General features: G+C 58.3%; 15 protein-coding genes and 1 pseudogene. 13 read left to right on the plus strand and 3 right to left on the minus strand.

Translation table 11 applies throughout. The features are described from left to right. Positions 1-140: 140 nt before the first annotated feature. Positions 141-320, minus strand: a pseudogene (locus tag AC06G5_RS24995) (PhoH family protein); the annotation flags it as partial. Between the two features lie 311 nt (positions 321-631). Between AC06G5_RS24995 and AC06G5_RS25000 the strand changes: the two are divergent. The 3 genes from AC06G5_RS25000 to AC06G5_RS25010 are packed head-to-tail and all read left to right on the plus strand — an operon-like array spanning position 632 to position 2185. Continuing rightward, complete coding sequence (locus AC06G5_RS25000; protein WP_480458528.1) at positions 632-1057, plus strand: Rossmann-fold NAD(P)-binding domain-containing protein; 426 nt, start codon at positions 632-634, stop codon at positions 1055-1057. Further along, complete coding sequence (locus tag AC06G5_RS25005; protein ID WP_480458529.1) at positions 945-1739, plus strand: SDR family NAD(P)-dependent oxidoreductase; 795 nt, start codon at positions 945-947, stop codon at positions 1737-1739. The genes AC06G5_RS25000 and AC06G5_RS25005 overlap by 113 nt, the downstream gene beginning before the upstream one ends. A 2-nt stretch (positions 1740-1741) precedes the next feature. Beyond that, a complete protein-coding gene (locus AC06G5_RS25010) occupies positions 1742-2185 on the plus strand; it encodes an HIT family protein (RefSeq protein WP_480458530.1) in 444 nt (147 codons plus the stop codon). A 129-nt stretch (positions 2186-2314) separates the two neighbouring features. On the opposite strand, the gene AC06G5_RS25015 is transcribed toward AC06G5_RS25010, so the two are convergent. Next, a complete protein-coding gene (locus AC06G5_RS25015; protein WP_322614769.1) occupies positions 2315-3709 on the minus strand; it encodes a PhoH family protein in 1395 nt (464 codons plus the stop codon). A gap of 337 nt (positions 3710-4046) precedes the next feature. Then, the gene (locus AC06G5_RS25020) at positions 4047-5171 is read right to left on the minus strand and encodes a polysaccharide deacetylase family protein (RefSeq protein WP_480458531.1); all 1125 of its coding nucleotides are present in this window, start codon (positions 5169-5171) and stop codon (positions 4047-4049) included. A gap of 264 nt (positions 5172-5435) precedes the next feature. Between AC06G5_RS25020 and yaaA the strand changes: the two genes are divergently transcribed. The 10 genes from yaaA (at position 5436) to AC06G5_RS25070 (ending at position 20092) form a co-directional block, all read left to right on the plus strand. Beyond that, on the plus strand, positions 5436-6215 hold the full coding sequence (gene yaaA, locus AC06G5_RS25025; protein WP_413704045.1) for a peroxide stress protein YaaA: 780 nt from the start codon (positions 5436-5438) through the stop codon (positions 6213-6215). A gap of 810 nt (positions 6216-7025) precedes the next feature. Beyond that, positions 7026-8342, plus strand: coding sequence for a nucleotide sugar dehydrogenase (locus AC06G5_RS25030; RefSeq protein WP_057395846.1), 1317 nt, complete (start codon positions 7026-7028; stop codon positions 8340-8342). Positions 8343-8437: 95 nt separating this feature from the next. Then, on the plus strand, positions 8438-9919 hold the full coding sequence (alg8, locus tag AC06G5_RS25035) for a mannuronan synthase (protein ID WP_413425827.1): 1482 nt from the start codon (positions 8438-8440) through the stop codon (positions 9917-9919). Between the two features lie 36 nt (positions 9920-9955). Beyond that, positions 9956-11125: a PilZ domain-containing protein gene (locus tag AC06G5_RS25040; protein ID WP_480458532.1), complete on the plus strand. Its 1170-nt coding sequence runs from the start codon at positions 9956-9958 to the stop codon at positions 11123-11125. Positions 11126-11134: 9 nt separating this feature from the next. Next, entirely contained in the window at positions 11135-12646 is a 1512-nt protein-coding gene (gene algK, locus AC06G5_RS25045; protein ID WP_413704044.1) for an alginate biosynthesis TPR repeat lipoprotein AlgK, read from the plus strand. Beyond that, positions 12643-14124 carry an alginate export family protein gene (locus AC06G5_RS25050; RefSeq protein ID WP_480458533.1) on the plus strand — a complete coding sequence of 494 codons (1482 nt, stop codon included), beginning with the start codon at positions 12643-12645 and terminating at the stop codon, positions 14122-14124. The genes algK and AC06G5_RS25050 overlap by 4 nt, the downstream gene beginning before the upstream one ends. 26 nt (positions 14125-14150) lie before the next feature. Then, positions 14151-15743 carry a mannuronan 5-epimerase AlgG gene (gene algG, locus AC06G5_RS25055; protein WP_413425835.1) on the plus strand — a complete coding sequence of 531 codons (1593 nt, stop codon included), beginning with the start codon at positions 14151-14153 and terminating at the stop codon, positions 15741-15743. A gap of 10 nt (positions 15744-15753) precedes the next feature. Further along, on the plus strand, positions 15754-17202 hold the full coding sequence (locus AC06G5_RS25060) for an alginate O-acetyltransferase (protein ID WP_413425837.1): 1449 nt from the start codon (positions 15754-15756) through the stop codon (positions 17200-17202). A gap of 8 nt (positions 17203-17210) precedes the next feature. Beyond that, a complete protein-coding gene (locus AC06G5_RS25065; RefSeq protein WP_480458534.1) occupies positions 17211-18332 on the plus strand; it encodes a mannuronate-specific alginate lyase in 1122 nt (373 codons plus the stop codon). Between the two features lie 194 nt (positions 18333-18526). After that, positions 18527-20092, plus strand: coding sequence for an MBOAT family O-acyltransferase (locus AC06G5_RS25070; RefSeq protein ID WP_413425841.1), 1566 nt, complete (start codon positions 18527-18529; stop codon positions 20090-20092). The last annotated feature ends 7 nt before the right edge of the window (positions 20093-20099 follow it).

Here is a 20099-nt window from a genome sequence, read left to right on the forward strand (position 1 = left end):
AGCGAGCTTGCTCGCGATGGAGTGTCATTCACCGCTGTGTCGACTGACACACCATCGCGAGCAGGCTCGCTCCTACAAGGGTTTTGTGTCGGGCACAAAAAAACCGGGCGGCTGTGAAGCCGCCCGGTTCCGGTGGAAAGTTACAGATGCGATTCGGCGTATTCGGCCAGGATCGAGCGCGGCACCCCTTGCAGGGTGATGTGCACCCCGTTCGGGAAGTCCTTGAAGCGTTCAGTGAGGTAGGTCAGCCCGGAGCTGGTCGCGGACAGGTAAGGGGTATCGATCTGCGCCAGGTTGCCCAGGCACACCACTTTGGAACCGCACTGATTGGCTCCTTATTAAGTTTTAATAACACCAATGGAAGCTGCGCCAAATAACCGAAATAAGTGTAACAAAACCCTACTGAAAATGCGATTTTTTTACATCATCGAATAGCTAAAATTTGTGCAACAGTTTAGAACTTGCTGATTAACTTAAAATAAATCTCGACGTAAGAATTTTCCGTAAGCCCACACCCAAGATCTGCAGTGAAACCTCCTACAACGGAATGATTGACCGAACTATTAAGCCTCACTAGCTTGAACAACGCAGGCAACGGCACCCCAAACTCCAAAACTGGAAGGTTACTATTATGAAAGTTGCTCTGGTCACCGGTGGAACCAGAGGCATTGGCTTTTCCATCATCAAGTCAATCGCACTGAAAGGAAACATAAGGGTTATCACCTGCGGCACTAAACCCAACCCTGAAGTAAAACTTCCCGCGGGTGTAAAGCACACAGGTAGCAGGATACATTGCTTGGGAGTCGGCGGCGTAGTTACTAATCAAATCATTGCAATGGATGAGAAAGATTTGTTCTGGTGGGATTTTCTTCAGCGCCTTCAGATCTGGGTCACCCATAAAGAAATGATAGGTATCAACGGTGCAACAAATAGGAGCATAAGCGATGCCTTCTGGACAATTGACTGCGGTGGTGACAGGCGCTGGGGGTACAATTGGCACATGTCTATCCACACGCCTGGCAAGTACTGGCTACAACTTGGTAATTATCGATACTAACAAAACCAATCTGGATGCTCTTCAATCGAGGATCCTCAGTCAACACCCTGAAACCAAAGTACTGGCACTAGAAATTAGTATTTCTTCGAGTCAAGATGTCAAACATGCGGCACAGGCGGTCCAGGATAGATTCAAGGGCATCGACTTACTGATCAATAATGCCGGTATCTCTCCAAAATTAACAAATGGCAAGAGAATACCGATCTTGGGTATCGATGATCAGGAGTGGGATCTTGTAATGCAAACCAATTTAAAAAGTGTTTTTTTGATGTGTAAGTATTTTTTCGGTGCGCTGAAGGCCAAGGAAGGAAAAATTATCAATATTGCATCCATGATGGGCGCTACCGGCTCTGGCGTTGACACTCACCAAATATTTCCCTATAGCGTCTCTGCCGCGCATTACAGCGCATCAAAAGCCGGCGTGATCAATTTCACAAAATCGTTAGCACGCGAATTCAGTAAATTCAACATCCCGGTCTACGCCATTGCTCCCGGTGCGGTTTCCGGCGGGATGGGTAAATTCGATGATAGCTTCATCAAAAACCTGAAAGAACAAATACCCAGCCACCAGTTAGGATCTCCTGAAGAAATTGTGAATACACTCACTTTCCTACTGACCTCCGGCATGAGCTTAACGGGGCAGACACTACACGTTAACCATGGTTGGTACATGGGAGGCTAATCATGGCAGCACGGACAATTTACTCAGGAAAACACATCATAATCTCTCATTGCCGGGACTGTGACATCCCTGGCTACATGATTATTTCTCTTAAACGGGACATAACAAGACTTGCAGAACTAAGCGCAGAGGAAAGTGCTGAACTGATGAGTGGGCTAGCATTTACGGAGCGAGCCTTAAACACTCTATTTTCTCCTGAAAAAATATACATAATGCGTATTTCCGAACTCAATCATGAACTGCATTTTCACGTTTTCCCCAGGTATGCTTCCGTGACCAAGTTATATTTGTCGGAACACAATGAACATATTATTGATGGCCCCTTCTTTTTCAGTTGGACGCGAAAAAAGTTTAGTAGCTCACAGCCTGAGCCGACCCAAGAGGTATTGAACGCTCAATCAATTCTTACGGAAACCCTCAAGGGCTATTTTTCGCAACCTCTGTAAACAAGACTGCTTTCGCCCCAGGCTTTGCAGAAACACATTCATCGGTATTGGGTCTGCCCTGAGGCACAGCCTTTACGTCGCGTACAAAAAAACCGGGCAACCTTGCGGCCGCCCGGTTCCGGTGGACAGTTACAAATGCGATTCGGCGTATTCGGCCAGGATCGAACGTGGTACCCCTTGCAGGGTGATGTGCACCCCGTTCGGGAAGTCCTTGAAGCGTTCAGTGAGGTAGGTCAGCCCGGAGCTGGTCGCGGACAGGTAAGGGGTATCGATCTGCGCCAGGTTGCCCAGGCACACCACTTTGGAACCGGCGCCGGCACGGGTGATGATGGTTTTCATCTGGTGCGGCGTAAGGTTCTGGCATTCGTCGATCAAAATCAGGCTCTGCTGGAAGCTGCGACCCCGGATGTAGTTGAGGGATTTGAACTGCAACGGCACTTTGCTGAGGATGTAGTCGACGCTGCCATGGGTGCTTTCGTCATCCATGTGCAAGGCTTCGAGGTTGTCGGTGATGGCGCCCAGCCAAGGCTCCATTTTTTCTGCTTCGGTGCCGGGCAGAAAGCCGATTTCCTGGTCCAGGCCCTGCACGCTACGGGTGGCAATGATGCGGCGATAGCGTTTGCTGACCATGGTCTGCTCAATCGCAGCGGCCAGCGCCAGGATGGTTTTACCCGAGCCTGCGGCACCCGAGAGGTTGACCAGGTGGATGTCCGGATCGAGCAAGGCGTACAACGCCAGGCTCTGATAGATATCACGCGGCTTCAGGCCCCAGGCCTCCTGGTGCAGCAGCGGTTCCTGGTGCAAGTCGAGAATCAGCAAACGGTCTTCTTCAATCTCCTTGATCCAGCCGACAAAGCCCTGCTCATCAATGATGAATTCATTGATGTGCACCGCCGGCAGGTTGTCGATCAACTGCACCTGGTGCCAGGTGCGGCCATGGTCCTGACGGGTTTCGACCTTGCTTACGCGGTCCCAGAATGAGCCGGTCATGTTGTGGTAGCCATTGGGCAGCAAGGACACGTCGTCGACCAGTTGGTCGGTGCTGTAGTCCTCGGCCTCGATCCCGCAGGCGCGCGCCTTGAGGCGCATGTTGATGTCTTTGGTGACCAGCACCACGGGCTTCTTCGGGTCGCGCGCGTGCAGGTCGATCAGTTGGTTGATGATTTTGTTGTCATTGAGGTGCTCGGGCAGAATCAGGTTCGGCTCGGCATTCCTGATCATCAGAATTGACAGCAAACCCTTGGGTCCGCTTTTGCCACGCTGGATCGGAACACCCTGCTCGACATCCTCGGGTGAGGCATCGCCCAGTGTCTTGTCGATCAGTCGGATGGCTTGGCGGCATTCTGCGGCAACGCTGTGAGGCCCGCTCTTGAGCTTGTCGAGCTCTTCAAGCACGGTCATCGGGATCGCGACGTGGTGTTCTTCGAAGTTGAGCAGCGCGTTTGGATCGTGAATCAATACGTTGGTATCGAGTACATAAAGGATTGGCTGGTTGGAAGAAGAGCTACGTCCGTGATCATCCATACTCGGTCACCTTTGTGGGAGCCAGTCGACGCAATACCTTGACGGTGCTGCGCCTCGAAGGGCCGCCGAACTTCACCTGCGGGGACTCAAGTGAACTGCATACAAAGCTGGGTCTTGGGAGACGCCACCTGTGTTGCAGGTTTCGGCGGTCTGTCTTCGTAATACTCCAAAACGTGTGACAGAAAAAAGTACTTTGACGCTTTTTTGAAGTTTATTTTTCAGAGTGACCAATAACACTTGGCGGACTGCCATCACCCGTTTAAAGTCGGAAGTCCACCTGCAACGAATCCCCTTCCAAAATCGCCATAAACCCAATGTTTACTGGCTTTCGCCGCTTTCAGCGAAATGCATCCTGGCAATCTTCCCAGCCGATCCCGACAGGCGCCGTTTGCGTGACCAGCCACGGCAAAGCCGTTTTCACGCCATCCTGCTTCGCATTGAAATTGATCACCCCATGCCGCCACAGCAGCATCAAGGTCAGCACCCGTTGCGCGCTCTGGATGCCCTTGAGTTTGCCGGCGCCGTCCTGGGCGTCGATGTCCCATAGCGCTACCTGCAAACCCTGAGCCTTGAAGAAGCCTTCGGCATCGGAACGGCGCTGACCATCGGGCGGACGGAACAGTGGCACGTAGTTCTCCGGCAGTTTGCTCTTGACCAGTTCGGCGCTGCGGCGCACCGAGTCCTGCCAGTCCTGCCAGTGGCTGTGGGAACGGAACTCCCAGCCTTGCACGCCGATGCACTGGGTCGAGTAGGTCGACTGCAGGTTACTCACCGAATGCTCTGCCAAACGGGCCTGGATGTCCTTGCCGAGAACGAAGAACGTGCCGTTCATGTTCGACTTGCGCAGGTACTCGGTGACCCAGGCCGTATTGTCCGGCGCGGCGTTGGCGGCGCTGTCGAAGGTCAGCAGAAACAGCCGGTCATGCATCTCGTCGCCGGTGCGCTCATAGTCGCCAAAACGATCGACTTCGCTGCTGGTTTGCGGGAACAGCGCAGCCTTGCGCAACTGTTCGTCCAGGTACTGGGTGTGGAACGCACGGCTCGGCTCGGCCCACTTGATGTAATAGCTGTCTGCACTGACCTGGAACTTGCTGGCCTGTTCGCGCAGGGTAGGCATGTCCTCGACCAGAAAACAGAAAGAGGCATCCTGGTCGCAACTCTGTTGGGCGTAGTTGTAGTTGTCCAGCAGCCGTTGCCACATGCGCTGGCGAACCCGGTTGACCGACTCCAGATTGATCGTGCGCAGCCCCAGGTGCTGTGCCAGGGCGGGCTCATCCAGCGACTCGCTGGCCAGCAATACGCTGGAAAACATGAGGATCTCGGCCCTCGACGCCACATCGAACAGTGTCGGGTTGCCAAGCTTTTCCGGCCAGGTGCTGCGATCGAGCGTCGCCACATCGCCCGGTGCCGCGATGGCGCCGAAGCTCAGTAGCCAGATCGAGATGAGAAAAGCGATACGCAATGGGATGTCTCCATAACAAAACCCGCGCGGCACTATAGCTGATCCACTCCCAATTCCCGCAGCAACACAGAACCACTGTGGGAGCGGGCTTGCTCGCGAATGCGGTGGATCAGTCGATATATGTGGTGACTGAAATACCGCTTTCGCGAGCAAGCCCGCTCCCACAAGGTTTGTGGTGAACCATTGATCACCTATGACCCCGATAGCTGGAGTCAGAGAGGACAACCCCCTAGAATCGCCGCCACGATTAAAGGAGACGACTTCATGCTGATGGTGATTTCACCCGCCAAGACCCTCGACTATGAAACACCGCCGGCGACCCAGCGCTTCACCCAGCCGCAGTACCTCGACCATTCCCAGGAGCTGATCCTGCAATTGCGCGAGTTGTCCCCGGCGCAGATCAGCGAATTGATGCACGTTTCCGACAAGATCGGCGGGCTCAACGCCGCGCGCTTCGGCAGCTGGACGCCCGCGTTCACCCCGGAAAACGCCAAGCAGGCGCTGCTGGCCTTCAAGGGCGACGTGTACACCGGCCTGGATGCGCAAACCTTCAGCGAAGCCGATTTCGACTATGCCCAGCGGCATTTGCGCATGTTGTCCGGACTGTACGGACTACTGCGCCCGCTGGACCTGATGCAACCCTATCGCCTGGAAATGGGTACCAAACTGGCCAACGCCCGGGGCAAGGACTTGTATGCTTTCTGGGGCACACGCATCAGCGAATGGCTGAACGAAGCCCTGGTTGATCAAGGCGATGACGTACTGCTCAACCTGGCGTCCAACGAGTACTTCTCGGCGGTCAAACGCAACGCCTTGAACGCACGAATCATCAATACCGAATTCAAGGACCTGAAGAACGGCCAGTACAAGATCATCAGCTTCTACGCGAAAAAGGCCCGCGGCATGATGAGCCGCTTCGTCATCGAAGAACGCATCAACGATCCGGCGACCCTCAAGCAATTCGACGTTCAAGGCTATCGCTACAGCGCCGAACAATCCAAACCGGACAATCTGGTGTTCCTGCGCGATCACGCACCAGAGTGATGCATCCAGTCGGCGCACGACCTCCACAACTTTCGTGCGCCGACCCTTGATTAACTTCAGCCTTCCCCCGCCATTTCGCCATTTTTATGGCGCCAAAAATTCACCACTCAGTTTCCTAACTTTAGTTTCACTCGACTTCAATGATTTTTTTGCGTAGTGGCACTGACTTTTTTTAACAGTAGTGGCAAATAACTATCCACCCCAATTATCCGCCTATATATAAAGGGCGAAACGGCAAGTGCTATCAATTTGAGAGCAGTGCCATCTTTCTCAATATTTCAAAAAATTTCAGATTTCATGATGAGTGGACTGGAACTATGTCCAAACGCGCCGCTCATACCACCGGTAACGATTCTCGCCGAGCGTGTACGAGATAACTTACGCAGATAAGCGATTCGTGTAGCGAAGTTGTAATAATAACTTGTGCCGACTAATCACTGATTTGGACAACAGCGAGCGGACAGGAGATAACGCGATATGACTATCCCCTACAAGGCCAAGGCAGCGCCCCTACAAACGTGCTCACCCGAGCACCAGACCGCTTGATCCACGGGCTTTCGGCCTGAGATCAGGCGTGCAAGACCTTTGCACCTGGATCTTTTGAAAAGAGGATCGGCTGCATAACAGGGCAATTCATAACAACAAGGCCTAGTTGCGCACACCTTGAGTGCATTTATTTAGACACTCGTAACTTATATGCCAGCACACGGCATCGTTGCGCCTGCACGGCGTACTTGCGAGTGCACTATCACCGCTGAACACCATTAACTCCGGCCATCTAATGGCTTGATCAATACAGAGGTAATTGCGATGCGCATCAGCATTTTCGGTTTGGGTTACGTCGGCGCAGTATGTGCCGGTTGCCTGTCTGCACGGGGTCATGACGTCGTTGGCGTCGATGTGGCCAAAGACAAGATCGACATGATCAATGCCGGCAAATCGCCGATTGTTGAACCTGGCCTGGGCGAACTTCTGGCCCAGGGTATCCAGACCGGTCGCCTGCGTGGCACCACCAACTTCGCCGAGGCGATTCGCGACACCGACCTGTCGATGATCTGCGTGGGCACGCCGAGCAAAAAGAACGGCGACCTGGAGCTGAACTACATCGAGGCAGTGTGCCGCGAAATCGGTTTCGTCCTGCGTGACAAGACCACCCGCCACACCATCGTGGTGCGCAGCACCGTGCTGCCGGGTACCGTGGCCAACGTGGTCATCCCGATTCTCGAAGACTGCTCCGGCAAGAAAGCCGGCGTTGATTTCGGCGTGGCCGTGAACCCTGAGTTCCTGCGTGAAAGCACCGCCATCGCCGACTACGACCAGCCGCCAATGACCGTCATCGGCGAATTCGACAAAGCGTCCGGCGACGTTCTGCAATCGCTGTACGAAGAGCTCGACGCACCGATCATCCGCAAGGACATCGCGGTCGCCGAGATGATCAAGTACACCTGCAACGTGTGGCACGCCACCAAGGTCACCTTCGCCAACGAAATCGGCAACATCGCCAAGGCAGTCGGCGTCGACGGTCGCGAAGTGATGGACGTGGTCTGCCAGGACAAGACCCTCAACCTGTCCCAGTACTACATGCGCCCGGGCTTCGCCTTCGGCGGTTCGTGCCTGCCCAAAGACGTGCGTGCCCTGACCTACCGCGCCGGTTCCCTGGACGTGGAAGCCCCGTTGCTCAACTCGCTGATGCGCAGCAACGAATCCCAGGTGCAGAACGCTTTCGACATCGTTTCCAGCCATGACAAACGCAAAGTCGCCCTGCTGGGTCTGAGCTTCAAAGCCGGCACCGACGACCTGCGCGAAAGCCCGCTGGTTGACCTGGCGGAAATGCTGATCGGCAAGGGTTATGACCTGAGCATCTACGACAGCAACGTCGAGTACGCCCGCGTTCACGGCGCCAACAAGGACTACATCGAGTCGAAGATCCCTCACGTCTCATCCTTGCTCAACTCCGACTTCGACGCGGTGATCAACAACTCCGACGTGATCATCCTCGGCAACCGCGACGAGAAATTCCGCGCGCTGGTGCAGGAAGTTCCACAGGGCAAGCAAGTGATCGACCTGGTCGGCTTCATGTCCAAGGCCACCAGCACCACTGGCCGCGCCGAAGGTATCTGCTGGTAAAGCAGCCGCAAGCTTCAAGCTCCAAGCCGCAAGTTCAAAGCTCCTCGCTTGGGGCTTGAAGCTTGGGGCTTGCAACTGACTTTAGGATTCCGATTATGCACAGGCTAAAACACGGCCTACTCCAGGCCGCCGGTTGGCTGTTCTACCTGAGTTTACTGATGGGCCTCGCCATGGCGTTGCCCGTGTCCACGTTCGACTCCGAGTCGAAGGACTTCATTTTCCTGATTGGCGCCGTGGGCATCTGGCGCTACTCGATGGGTGCCACCCACTTTGTGCGCGGCATGATTTTTCTATACATCGTCTACCCGTACCTGCGGCGCAAAGTGCGCAAGCTGGGCAAAGCGGCTGACCCGTCCCACGTGTTTCTGATGGTCACCAGTTTCCGCATCGACGCCCTGACCACTGCGCAGGTCTACAGCTCGGTGATCCGCGAAGCCATCGACTGCGGCCTGCCGACCACCGTGGTCTGTTCCATCGTGGAAATGTCCGATGAACTGCTGGTGAAAAGCCTGTGGAACCGGATGAACCCGCCGTCCCGGGTCAAGCTCGACTTCGTGCGCATTCCCGGCACCGGCAAACGCGATGGCCTGGCCTACGGCTTCCGCGCCATCTCCCGGCACCTGCCGGATGATCGCGCCGTGGTCGCGGTGATCGATGGCGACACCGTGCTGGCCGAGGGCGTGGTGCTCAAGACTGTGCCGTGGTTCCAGCTGTTCGGCAATGTCGGCGGCCTGACCACCAACGAGTTCTGCGAAGTGCGCGGCGGCTACATCATGAGCGAATGGCACAAGCTGCGTTTCGCCCAGCGCCACATCAACATGTGCTCGATGGCCCTGTCCAAGCGCGTGCTGACCATGACTGGCCGCATGTCGGTGTTCCGCGCCACCGTGGTCACCAACCCGGACTTCATCGCCGATGTGGAAAGCGACTCGCTGCAACATTGGCGCCTGGGTCGCTTCAAGTTCCTTACCGGCGATGACAAGTCGAGCTGGTTCAGCCTGATGCGCCTGGGCTACGACACGTTCTACGTGCCCGACGCGGCGATCAACACCGTTGAACACCCGCCGGAAAAGAGCTTCATCAAGGCCAGCCGCAAACTGATGTTCCGCTGGTACGGCAACAACCTGCGGCAGAACTCCCGTGCCCTGGGCCTGGGGATCAAACGCCTCGGCGTGTTCACTTCGGTGGTGCTGTTCGACCAGCGCGTGTCGATGTGGACCTCGCTGCTGGGCCTGACCGTGGCACTGATCGCCAGCTTCAAGTACGGCACCGCGTTCATCCTGGTGTACCTGCTGTGGATCGGCATCACCCGCCTGATCCTGACCGTGCTGCTGTCGTGCTCCGGCCACCGGATCGGCCCGGCCTACCCGGCGATTCTCTATTACAACCAGATCGTCGGTGCACTGGTGAAGATCTACGTGTTCTTCCGCCTCGACAAACAGTCCTGGACTCGCCAGCCCACTTCTCTGACCCGTGATCTCGCCAGCTTTCAACGTTGGTTCAACACCTGGTCGTCTCGGACCATGACCTTCTCTGCCGGCAGCATCTTTGTCGCCGTGCTGCTGTTGATGGTCTGACCGCCCCCTTATTGAATTAACCAGGAAATCGCCTTTATGAATACCGCCGTCAACGCCAACGTAGTGCACGAATCCGAAGCCCAGCGCCAACACGCCCGAGTGAAAATCCCGGCCAAGTTGCGTTTCTTCGGCCCTGACCGGACACCGGTCGAAGCCCGGGTGATCGACCTGTCCGCCGGTGGCCTGGCGTTCAACGCCGGTCAATTGCCGCTGAAAATGGGTGACGTGTACAAGGCCCGCCTGCAATTCGTCATCGACAACCTCGGCCTGGCCATGGACGTCGAGTTGCAGGTCCGCTCCTTCGATCGCGAGACCGGACGCGCCGGCTGCCAGTTCCAGAACCTGGAACCACGGGACATCTCGACCCTGCGCCACCTGATCACTTCGCACCTGGCCGGCGACATCGTCAGCGTGGGTGAAATGCTCGCGACCCTGCAGCGCGACAACTTCACCAAGGCGCGCAAGGTCAAGGACGGCGGCCATGGCATGACTGCGTTCGGACGCATGAAAGCCGTGACCTTCAGCCTCGGGGTCTTCGTGGTTGGCCTGGCCGCGTTCGGTTTTGTTTTCAAATCGGTGTACGGCATGTACTTCGTCAGCCACGCCCAGGCCGGCCTGGTCAGCGTGCCTGGCGTGAACGTCACCATGCCTCGCGACGGTACCGTGCAGAGCCTGGTGAAGCCCGACGGCGTAGCCGCCAAAGGTGCACCGCTGGCGACCTTCAGCACCAGCATGCTCGACGTGCTCAAGGGCCATCTGGACGAAGACCAACTGCAACCGGCCAAGGTTGAAGAACTGTTCGGCAAACAAATGACCGGCACGCTGACCTCGCCTTGCGACTGCACCGTGGCCCAGCAAATGGTCGCCAACGGTCAGTACGCCAGCAAGGGTGACGTGATCTTCCAGCTGGTCCCGCGGGGCGGCGAAGCCAACGTAGAAGCGCGCTTCTCCTATCGCCAGTTCAGCGACGTGCGCCCGGGTACTTCGGTGCGCTTCCAGATCGCCGGCGAAGACCACACCCGCACCGGCAAGATCGTCAGCAGCACCAGCCTGAAAAGTGCCGACCTGTCCTCCGACATCCGCGTGCTGATCCAGCCGGACGAAACCCTGGACAGCTCCCTCGCCGGTCGTCCGGTGGAAGTGAACAGCGACCGTGGCCCGAACCTGAACTGGCTGATCGACAAAGCCATGGCTGTTGGTCTGTAACCGGAGGACATGCCTGTGACGACTCCACCTATCCTGAATACACCGCAGCCCCTGTGGGAGCGGGCTTGCTCGCGAATGCGTTCTGACATTCAACATCAGTGCCGACTGACGCACCGCTTTCGCGAGCAAGCCCGCTCCCACATGGGGTCTCTGTGTGCCGTTGCATTGGCGGTGAGCCTTGCCGGTTGCGCCGGCCTGCCCGACCAGCGCCTGGCCAACGAAGCGCTCAAGCGCGGTGACACCGTCACCGCGGCGCAGAATTACCGGCAACTGGCAGACCTGGGCTACAGCGAAGCCCAGGTCGGTCTGGCCGACATTCAGGTCGACAGCCGTGACCCGGCGCAGATGAAACAGGCCGAGGCGACTTACCGCGCCGCGGCCAGCGTTTCGCCGCGCGCCCAGGCACGCCTCGGTCGTCTGCTGGTGGCCAAGCCCGGCTCCACCGAAGCCGAGCAGCACGAAGCCGAAACCCTGTTGAAAAAAGCCGCCGCCGCGGGCGAAGGCAACACGCTGATCCCGCTCGCAATGCTGTACCTGCAATACCCGCACAGCTTTCCCAACGTGAATGCGCAGCAGCAAATCAGCCAATGGCGTGCCGAGAACAAACCGGAAGCCGGTCTGGCGCAAGTGCTGCTCTATCGCACCCAGGGCACCTATGACCAGCATCTGAATGATGTGGAAAAAATCTGCAAGGCCGCGCTCAACACCAACGACATCTGCTACGTCGAGCTGGCCACGGTCTATCAGAAACAGGCCAGGCCAGAGCAACAGGCCGAGCTGATCAAACAGCTGCAAGCGGCTCACGCTCGCGGCACCGTTTCGGCGCAGCGCGTCGACAGCGTCGCCCGCGTGCTCGCCGATTCGTCCCTGGGCAAGACCGACGAGAAAACCGCACAGTCGCTGCTCGAACCGATCGCACCGGGCTACCCGGCCTCGTGGGTCTCCCTTGCGCAACTGCTCTACGACTTCCCCGAACTGGGCGACGTCGACCAGATGATGAAGTACCTGGACAACGGTCGCGCCGCCGACCAGCCCCGCGCCGAACTGTTGCTGGGCAAGCTCTACTACGAAGGCAAACTGGTGCCGGCCGACGCCAAGGTCGCCGAAGCGCACTTCCAGAAAGCCGTCGGCCGCGAAGTCGCCGCCGATTACTACCTGGGGCAGATCTATCGCCGTGGCTACCTGGGCAAGGTCTATCCGCAGAAAGCGCTCGACCATCTGTTGACCGCTGCGCGCAACGGCCAGAACAGCGCCGACTTCGCCATCGCCCAACTGTTTTCCCAAGGCAAGGGCACCAAGCCTGATCCGCTCAATGCCTATGTCTTCAGCCAACTGGCCCTGACCCAGAACACTCCGCAAGCCACCGAGCTTGCGCAAACAATCCAAACGCAACTGCCACCCGACCGGCTGGCCGAAGCCCAACGCCTGTTGAAACAAGAACAGGCCGTGCGCGGTGCCCTGAGCCCGAACACGCCGGAGCTGAACGCCCTGCAAGAAGAAGCCAGCGAGGAATCCAAATGAAATTGAATCCATTCATGAAGGCCGGCATCGGCCTGACATTCGCGCTGATCTGGTCCTGCCCGACGCTTGCTGCGATCACTGAAACCAAGAACTTTGGCCTCGAAGTGAAAATCACCGGTCAGTCCGAAGACGACCGCGATCTCGGCACCGCCCCGGGTGGCGACGTCAATGGCGTCGGTCTCGACCTGCGCCCTTGGGTCTACGGCGAAAGCGGCGCGTGGAGTGCCTACGCCATGGGTCAGGCGGTGACGTCCACCGACATCATCGAGACCGACACCCTGCAACAGTCCGATGGTGCCCAGACCACCGACAACGGTGATCGCGAGACCAAGAAAAACTACCTGGCCATGCGCGAGTTCTGGGTCGGCTACAGCGGCTTCACGCCCTACCCCGGCGAGATCCTCAAGCTCGGTCGCCAACGCCTGCGCAATGACGACGGCCAATGGCGCGACACCAACATCGAAGCCCTGAACTGGACTTTCGATACCACCCTGCTGCGCGCCAACGTCGGTATCGCCGAACGCTTCAGCGAGTACCGCACCGACCTCAAGGAACTGGCACCGAAAGACAAGGATCGCCTGCACGCCTACGCCGATGCCGCGTATCAGTGGACGCCCGGCAACTGGGTCGGCATTCGCAGTCATCACACCCATGACAACGGCAAGCTCGACTTCCCGGAGCCAGGTGTGCCGGCCGATTCGCTGGACAAGAAACAGAACGGCGACATCAGCTGGATCGGCCTGACCGCCGACAGTGATGCCTACAACTGGCGCAACACCAACACGGTCAACTACTGGGGCAGCATCACCGGCATGCGCGGTGATACCGACACGGTCAACCCGCTGAATGCCGATGGCACACGCCCGACCGAAGCCAAGCACGGTGATGACCTTAACGGTTGGGCCACCGATGTCGGCGTGCGTTTGCGCCTGGACCCGCAATGGCAAGTCGGTGCCGCCTATGCCCGCGCCAGCGCCGAGTACCAACAGAACGGCCTGGAAAGCAATCGCTCGAACTACACCGGCACCCGCTCGCGGGTACACCGTTTCGGCGAAGCCTTCCGTGGCGAAATGAACAACATGCAGACCGCCACCCTGTTCGGCTCGTGGATGCTCAACGATGAATACGACGCCAGCCTGATCTACCACAAGTTCTGGCGCGTCGACGGCAACAAGCCGGTCGGCAGCAATGGCATCAACGCCGTCGAGAACAACACCGACGACGTAACTGGCGCAATCCTCTCCAGCACTTCGCTGCCGCTGAACGATGGCGAGAAAGACCTCGGTCAGGAGATGGACCTGGTGGTCACCAAGTACTTCAAGCAAGGCCTGTTGCCAGCGGCGTTGAGCCAGTCCATCGATGAGCCTTCGGCCCTGGTGCGCTTCCGTGGCGGTGTGTTCAAGCCGGGCGATGCCTACGGCAAGGAAGTCGATTCGTATATGCACCGCGCGTTCATCGACGTGATCTGGCGCTTCTGATGCAAGCCGCGAAGGGAGTGCCCGACATGAACAATTCGAAGCGAGGTTCGCTCACCTTGTTGGCCGGCGCGATGCTGCTGGCAAGCTCGGCCGGCTTCGCCAATGTAGAGCCGGCCAATGTAGAGCCGGCCAAACCGGCACACGCGGCCACCATCGCCAAGGAACTGCAACAGGCCAAGACCTATACCGTCAGCAGCGCACCGACCGCGCCGCTGGAACTGGCCACGCCGAAACTGCCGGATGTCTCGGGCTACACCGCCGAAGCCATCGCCGCGAAAATCGTGCGCAGCAAGGCCGGTAAAATCAGCGTGCGCCGGATGATGCAGGAAGACGCCCTGAAGGACTTCATCGGCGGCGACAACAAGATGGCCGAGTGGGTGGTGCGTCAGCACGGCATCCCTCAGGCGATCTTCGTCGACGACGGCTACATGAACCTCAAGGACCTGGCGAAGAAGCAACCCAAGTACGTCATCGAAACCGCGCCAGGGGTTTACCTGGCGAAGTTGCCGATCGTGGTCGGTCGCCACGGCATTCTGGAAATCGACAAGCAGACCCGGGAACTGCGCCTGTCCCAGGAGGCCGGTTCGTTCCTGGTCAACGACGGCCAGCTGTTCGTGCGCGACACCAAAATCACCGGCTGGCGCGAGAAGGACAACGGCCCGGCGACGTTCAACTCTCCGAAGGAGTTCCGTCCGTTCCTGCTCGCCTGGGGCGGCACCGAGACTTACATCGCCAACAGCAAGATCGCCAGTTTCGGCTACGCCAACAGTAAGTCCTATGGCGTGAGTATTTCCCAGTACACGCCGAACATGGCCAAGGTGCTCAAGCGTCCTGAACCGACCGGCTGGATCGTCGGCTCCGAATTCTCGGACATGTGGTACGGCTTCTACTGCTATGAAACCCGCGACTTCGTGGTCAAGGGCAACACCTACAAAGACAACATCGTCTACGGCATCGACCCGCACGACCGTTCCCATGGTCTGATCATCGCCGACAACACGGTGTACGGGACCAAGAAGAAGCACGGGATCATTATTTCCCGTGAGGTCAACGACAGCTTCATCTTCAACAACCGCAGCTACGACAACCACCTCTCGGGGCTGGTGATCGACCGTAACAGCGTGAACAACCTGATCGCCCACAACGAGATCTACCAGAACCACACCGACGGCATCACCCTCTACGAGAGTGCCGACAACCTGTTGTGGGGCAACCGTGTGCTGAGCAACAAGCGCCACGGCATCCGTATTCGTAACAGCGTGAACATTCGCCTCTACGAAAACGTCGCCATGGCCAACGGCCTGACCGGCGTCTACGGGCACATCAAGGACCTGAGCAACACCGACCGTGACATCAAGCTCGACCCGTTCGACGCCCAGGTGTCGCTGATCGTGGTCGGTGGTGAGCTGGCGGCCAACGGCAGCGGGCCGCTGTCCATCGACTCGCCGCTGAGTGTCGAGCTGTATCGCGTGTCGATGCTCGCACCGACCAAATCCAGCGGCATCAGCTTCACCGGCATCCTTGGCGATCGTCAGGATGAAATTCTCGACCTGCTGGTGCGCCAGCAGAAAGCCGTGCTGATCGACCCTGTCGAACGCCAGACCGAAATGCGGGACTGAGGACAATCTTATGCACCCACACTTGATCAAATTACTCAGCCTGTCGGCCCTGACCGCCGGCATTCTCGCGGCCAGCGGCGGTGCGCGTGCCGATGAAGTCCAGGCACCGAAGTTCAGTGCCGAACCGTGCTGCAGCCTGTGCCCGGCCGCCCACGATGCAAAAAACTACACCACCCGTTACCAGCAGAACTTCACCACGCTGGTACAGGCCCAGGGCGACTGGTTGTTCCGCACCCAGGAAGACCTGCGCACCGAATTCGACACCACGCCCGCCGGCTACAAACGCATGAAACAACTGCACGATGCGTTCAAGAGCAAAGGCGTGGAACTGGTCATCGTGTACCAGCCGACCCGTGGCCTGGTGAACCGCAACAAGCTCAACCCGGCGGAGAAAGCCAGCTTCGACTACGACAAGGCGCTGCAGAACTACAAGACCATGCTCGGTCGTTTCGCGCAGATGGGTTATGTGGTCCCGGACCTTTCGCCGCTGACCAACGAATCGTTGCCCGACACCCTGCCCGCCCACGATTTCTACTTCCGTGGCGACCAGCACTGGACGCCATACGGTGCCCAGCGCACGGCGAAAATCGTCGCCGAGAAGGTCAAGCAGTTGCCTGAATTCGCCGACATTCCCAAGCGCGAATTCGAGACCAAAAAGTCGGGTCGCATGGGCAAGACCGGAACCCTGCACAACATGGCCGGTCAACTCTGTGGCACCAGCTACGCGATCCAGTACATGGATCAGTTCACCACCGAGCCGAAGGGCGAAGCGGGCGATGGCGATCTGTTCGGCGATTCCGGCAATCCGCAAATCACCCTCGTGGGTACCTCCCACAGCGGCAAGAACTACAACTTCGCCGGGTTCCTCGAAGAGGCCATCGGTGCCGACATCCTCAACGTGGCATTCCCCGGCGGCGGCCTGGAAGGTTCGATGCTGCAGTACCTGGGCAGCGACGAGTTTCAGAAGAACCCGCCGAAGATTCTCATCTGGGAATTCTCGCCGCTGTACCGCCTCGACCAGGAAACCATCTACCGCCAGATGATGGCGTTGCTGGACAACGGTTGCGAAGGCAAGGATGCGCAGATGTCCGGCAGCGCCACGCTCAAGCCGGGCAAAAACGAGTTGATGGTCAACAGCAAGAACATGGACCTGCGCAACAGCAGCCACCAGGTCGACATCCGCTTCGCCGACACTTCGGTGAAAACCCTGCAAGCCACCCTCTGGTACATGAACGGTCGCCACGAGGACATCAAGATCGACAAACCGGAAACCTCCGAGACTGACGGGCGTTTCGCTTTCGAATTGCGCACGGATGAAGACTGGGCCTCGCAGAACCTGCTGGCCGTTGAAGTCCAGGGCCCCGAAGCCGGTGCCGCACCACAGAAAGTCGAAGCGAAAATCTGCAAACGCAACGTATTCCCGGGCGCCGAGCAGCGTACTGCTTCGGTCGGGCAATGAGGTCTGCTATGCGCTATCCGAACTTTTCAACTCTGTTGGCACCGACGCTCCTGAGCCTGGCGATGTTCGCCGGGGCCACGCAAGCGGCTGCGCCACTGCGTCCACCCCAGGGCTATTTTGCGCCTGTGGATAAATTCAAGACGGGCGACAAAAGCGAAGGCTGCGATGCGATGCCGACGCCATACACCGGCTCGTTGCAATTTCGCAGCAAGTACGAAGGCTCGGACAAAGCCCGCGCGACCCTGAACGTGCAGTCGGAAAAAGCCTTCCGCGAGAGCACCGCCGACATCACCAAGATCGAGCGCGGCACCAGCAAGCGCGTGATGCAGTTCATGCGTGACGGTCGCCCGGAACAGCTGGAATGCACGCTCGACTGGTTGACCGCCTGGGCCCAGGCCGACGCGCTGATGTCCAAGGACTTCAACCACACCGGCAAGTCGATGCGCAAATGGGCGCTGGGCAGCATGGCTTCGGCGTATATCCGCTTGAAGTTTTCCGACTCCCACCCGCTGGCCACCCATCAACAGCAAGCGCAGTTGATCGAAGCCTGGTTCAGCAAGATGGCCGACCAGGTGGTCAGCGACTGGGACAACCTGCCGCTCGACCAGACCAACAACCACTCGTACTGGGCCGCCTGGTCGGTGATGGCCACTTCCATCGCCACCAACCGTCGCGACCTGTTCGACTGGGCAGTGAAGGAATACAAGGTCGGCGCCAACCAGATCGACGCCGACGGCTACCTGCCCAACGAACTCAAGCGTCAGCAACGGGCCCTGGCTTACCACAACTACGCCCTGCCGCCGCTGGCGATGATCGCCAGCTTCGCTCAGGTCAACGGTGTGGATCTGCGCCAGGAAAACAATGGCGCGCTCAAGCGCCTGGGTGACCGGGTGCTGTCCGGGGTGAAAGACCCGGACCAGTTCGAGAAAAAGAACGGCAAGGAACAGGACATGACCGACCTGAAAGAGGACATGAAATTCGCCTGGCTCGAACCGTTCTGCTCGCTCTACACCTGCTCGCCCGAGGTGCTGGCGAAGAAACACCAGATGCAGCCGTTCAAGACCTTCCGCCTCGGCGGCGACCTGACCAAGGTCTACGACCCAGCCAATGAAAAAGGCAAAGGCTCTTAGGCCAAGTGCTGTCCCTTGTGGGAGCGGGCTTGCTCGCGAAAGCGGTCTGACATTCACCATTGATGTCGACTGACACACCGCTTTCGCGAGCAAGCCCGCTCCCACAGTGAAGATGTGTCGCCCTCCAGATTTTCCTGGGGGGTTTGGGGGGGCCGTTGGCCCTTGACTGTTGATTCAAACAAGGAGAGATCGGGATGGTTTTTTCGTCCAACGTGTTCCTGTTTTTGTTCCTGCCGATCTTTCTCGGCTTGTACTACCTGAGCGGGCAACGCTATCGCAATTTGCTGTTGCTGATTGCCAGCTACGTGTTCTACGCCTGGTGGCGTGTGGACTTCCTCGCGCTGTTCGCCGGCGTCACGCTGTGGAACTACTGGATCGGCCTGAAAGTCGGTGCCGCCGGGGTCAGGACCAAACCGGCGCAGCGCTGGCTGCTGCTCGGTGTGGCCGTCGACCTGTGCATCCTCGGCTACTTCAAGTACGCCAACTTCGGCGTCGACAGCATCAACGCGATGATGACATCGGTGGGCCTGGAACCTTTCATCCTGACCCACGTGCTGCTGCCGATCGGGATCTCGTTCTACGTCTTCGAGTCCATCAGCTACATCATCGACGTTTACCGTGGCGACACCCCGGCGACCCGCAACCTGATCGACTTCGCGGCATTCGTGGCGATCTTCCCGCACTTGATCGCCGGCCCCGTGTTGCGTTTTCGCGACCTGGCCGACCAGTTCAACAACCGCACCCACACCCTCGACAAATTCTCCGAGGGCTGCACGCGGTTCATGCAGGGTTTCATCAAGAAAGTCTTCATCGCCGACACCCTGGCGGTGGTGGCCGACCACTGCTTCGCCCTGCAAAACCCGACCACGGGCGATGCCTGGCTCGGCGCGCTGGCGTACACCGCGCAGTTGTATTTCGACTTCTCCGGTTACAGCGACATGGCTATCGGCCTGGGTCTGATGATGGGTTTCCGCTTCATGGAAAACTTCAAGCAGCCGTATGTCAGCCAGTCGATCACCGAGTTCTGGCGGCGCTGGCACATCAGCCTGTCGACCTGGCTGCGTGACTACCTGTACATCACCCTCGGCGGTAACCGCAAAGGCACGCTGATGACCTATCGCAACCTGTTCCTGACCATGCTGCTCGGTGGTCTGTGGCACGGTGCGAACATCACCTACATCGTCTGGGGCGCCTGGCACGGCACCTGGCTGGCGATTGAAAAAGCCATCGGTCTGAACACCTCGCCACGCAGCTTCAACCCGATTCGCTGGGCACTGACCTTCCTGCTGGTGGTGATGGGCTGGGTGATCTTCCGCGCGGAAAACCTGCACGTTGCGGGGCGCATGTATGGCGCGATGTTCAGCTTCGGCGACTGGTCGCTGTCGGAACTCAACCAGGCCAGCCTCACCGGCCTGCAAGTGGCAACGCTGATCGTGGCCTACGTGACGTTGGCGTTCTTCGGCCTGCGCGACTTCTACAGCAATCAGCCACCGGTCAAGACCAAGCCTGCCGAGAACGTCGACGCCGACGGCCCGGCCGCCGCTACAGCCGGAACGATCAAGGCCGTGCCAGGGGATAACCCGGCAAGCATCCATCAGCCTGGCTACACCGTCGGCGTCGAAGCCCAGGTGCAACCGGCCTACTGGAGCGCTGACTGGTCGCGCTACGTGATGCGTGCGCTGGTGCTGCTGCTGTTCATCGCCTCGATTCTCAAACTCTCGGCGCAAAGCTTCTCGCCGTTCCTTTACTTCCAGTTCTGAGGGATCT

Source organism: Pseudomonas sp. WT-JTC (genome assembly GCF_056711565.1).

Bases quoted from the DNA above. Each gene is read 5' to 3' on its own strand.
- AC06G5_RS25010 (WP_480458530.1), top strand. From the start codon at position 1,742: ATGGCAGCACGGACAATTTACTCAGGAAAACACATCATAATCTCTCAT.
- AC06G5_RS25040 (WP_480458532.1), top strand. From the start codon at position 9,956: ATGAATACCGCCGTCAACGCCAACGTAGTGCACGAATCCGAAGCCCAG.
- AC06G5_RS25070 (WP_413425841.1), top strand. From the start codon at position 18,527: ATGGTTTTTTCGTCCAACGTGTTCCTGTTTTTGTTCCTGCCGATCTTT.
- yaaA (WP_413704045.1), top strand. From the start codon at position 5,436: ATGCTGATGGTGATTTCACCCGCCAAGACCCTCGACTATGAAACACCG.
- AC06G5_RS25060 (WP_413425837.1), top strand. From the start codon at position 15,754: ATGCACCCACACTTGATCAAATTACTCAGCCTGTCGGCCCTGACCGCC.
- AC06G5_RS25000 (WP_480458528.1), top strand. From the start codon at position 632: ATGAAAGTTGCTCTGGTCACCGGTGGAACCAGAGGCATTGGCTTTTCC.
- algK (WP_413704044.1), top strand. From the start codon at position 11,135: ATGCCTGTGACGACTCCACCTATCCTGAATACACCGCAGCCCCTGTGG.
- AC06G5_RS25005 (WP_480458529.1), top strand. From the start codon at position 945: ATGCCTTCTGGACAATTGACTGCGGTGGTGACAGGCGCTGGGGGTACA.
- AC06G5_RS25065 (WP_480458534.1), top strand. From the start codon at position 17,211: ATGCGCTATCCGAACTTTTCAACTCTGTTGGCACCGACGCTCCTGAGC.
- AC06G5_RS25030 (WP_057395846.1), top strand. From the start codon at position 7,026: ATGCGCATCAGCATTTTCGGTTTGGGTTACGTCGGCGCAGTATGTGCC.
- algG (WP_413425835.1), top strand. From the start codon at position 14,151: ATGAACAATTCGAAGCGAGGTTCGCTCACCTTGTTGGCCGGCGCGATG.
- AC06G5_RS25015 (WP_322614769.1), bottom strand. From the start codon at position 3,709: ATGGATGATCACGGACGTAGCTCTTCTTCCAACCAGCCAATCCTTTAT.
- AC06G5_RS25050 (WP_480458533.1), top strand. From the start codon at position 12,643: ATGAAATTGAATCCATTCATGAAGGCCGGCATCGGCCTGACATTCGCG.
- alg8 (WP_413425827.1), top strand. From the start codon at position 8,438: ATGCACAGGCTAAAACACGGCCTACTCCAGGCCGCCGGTTGGCTGTTC.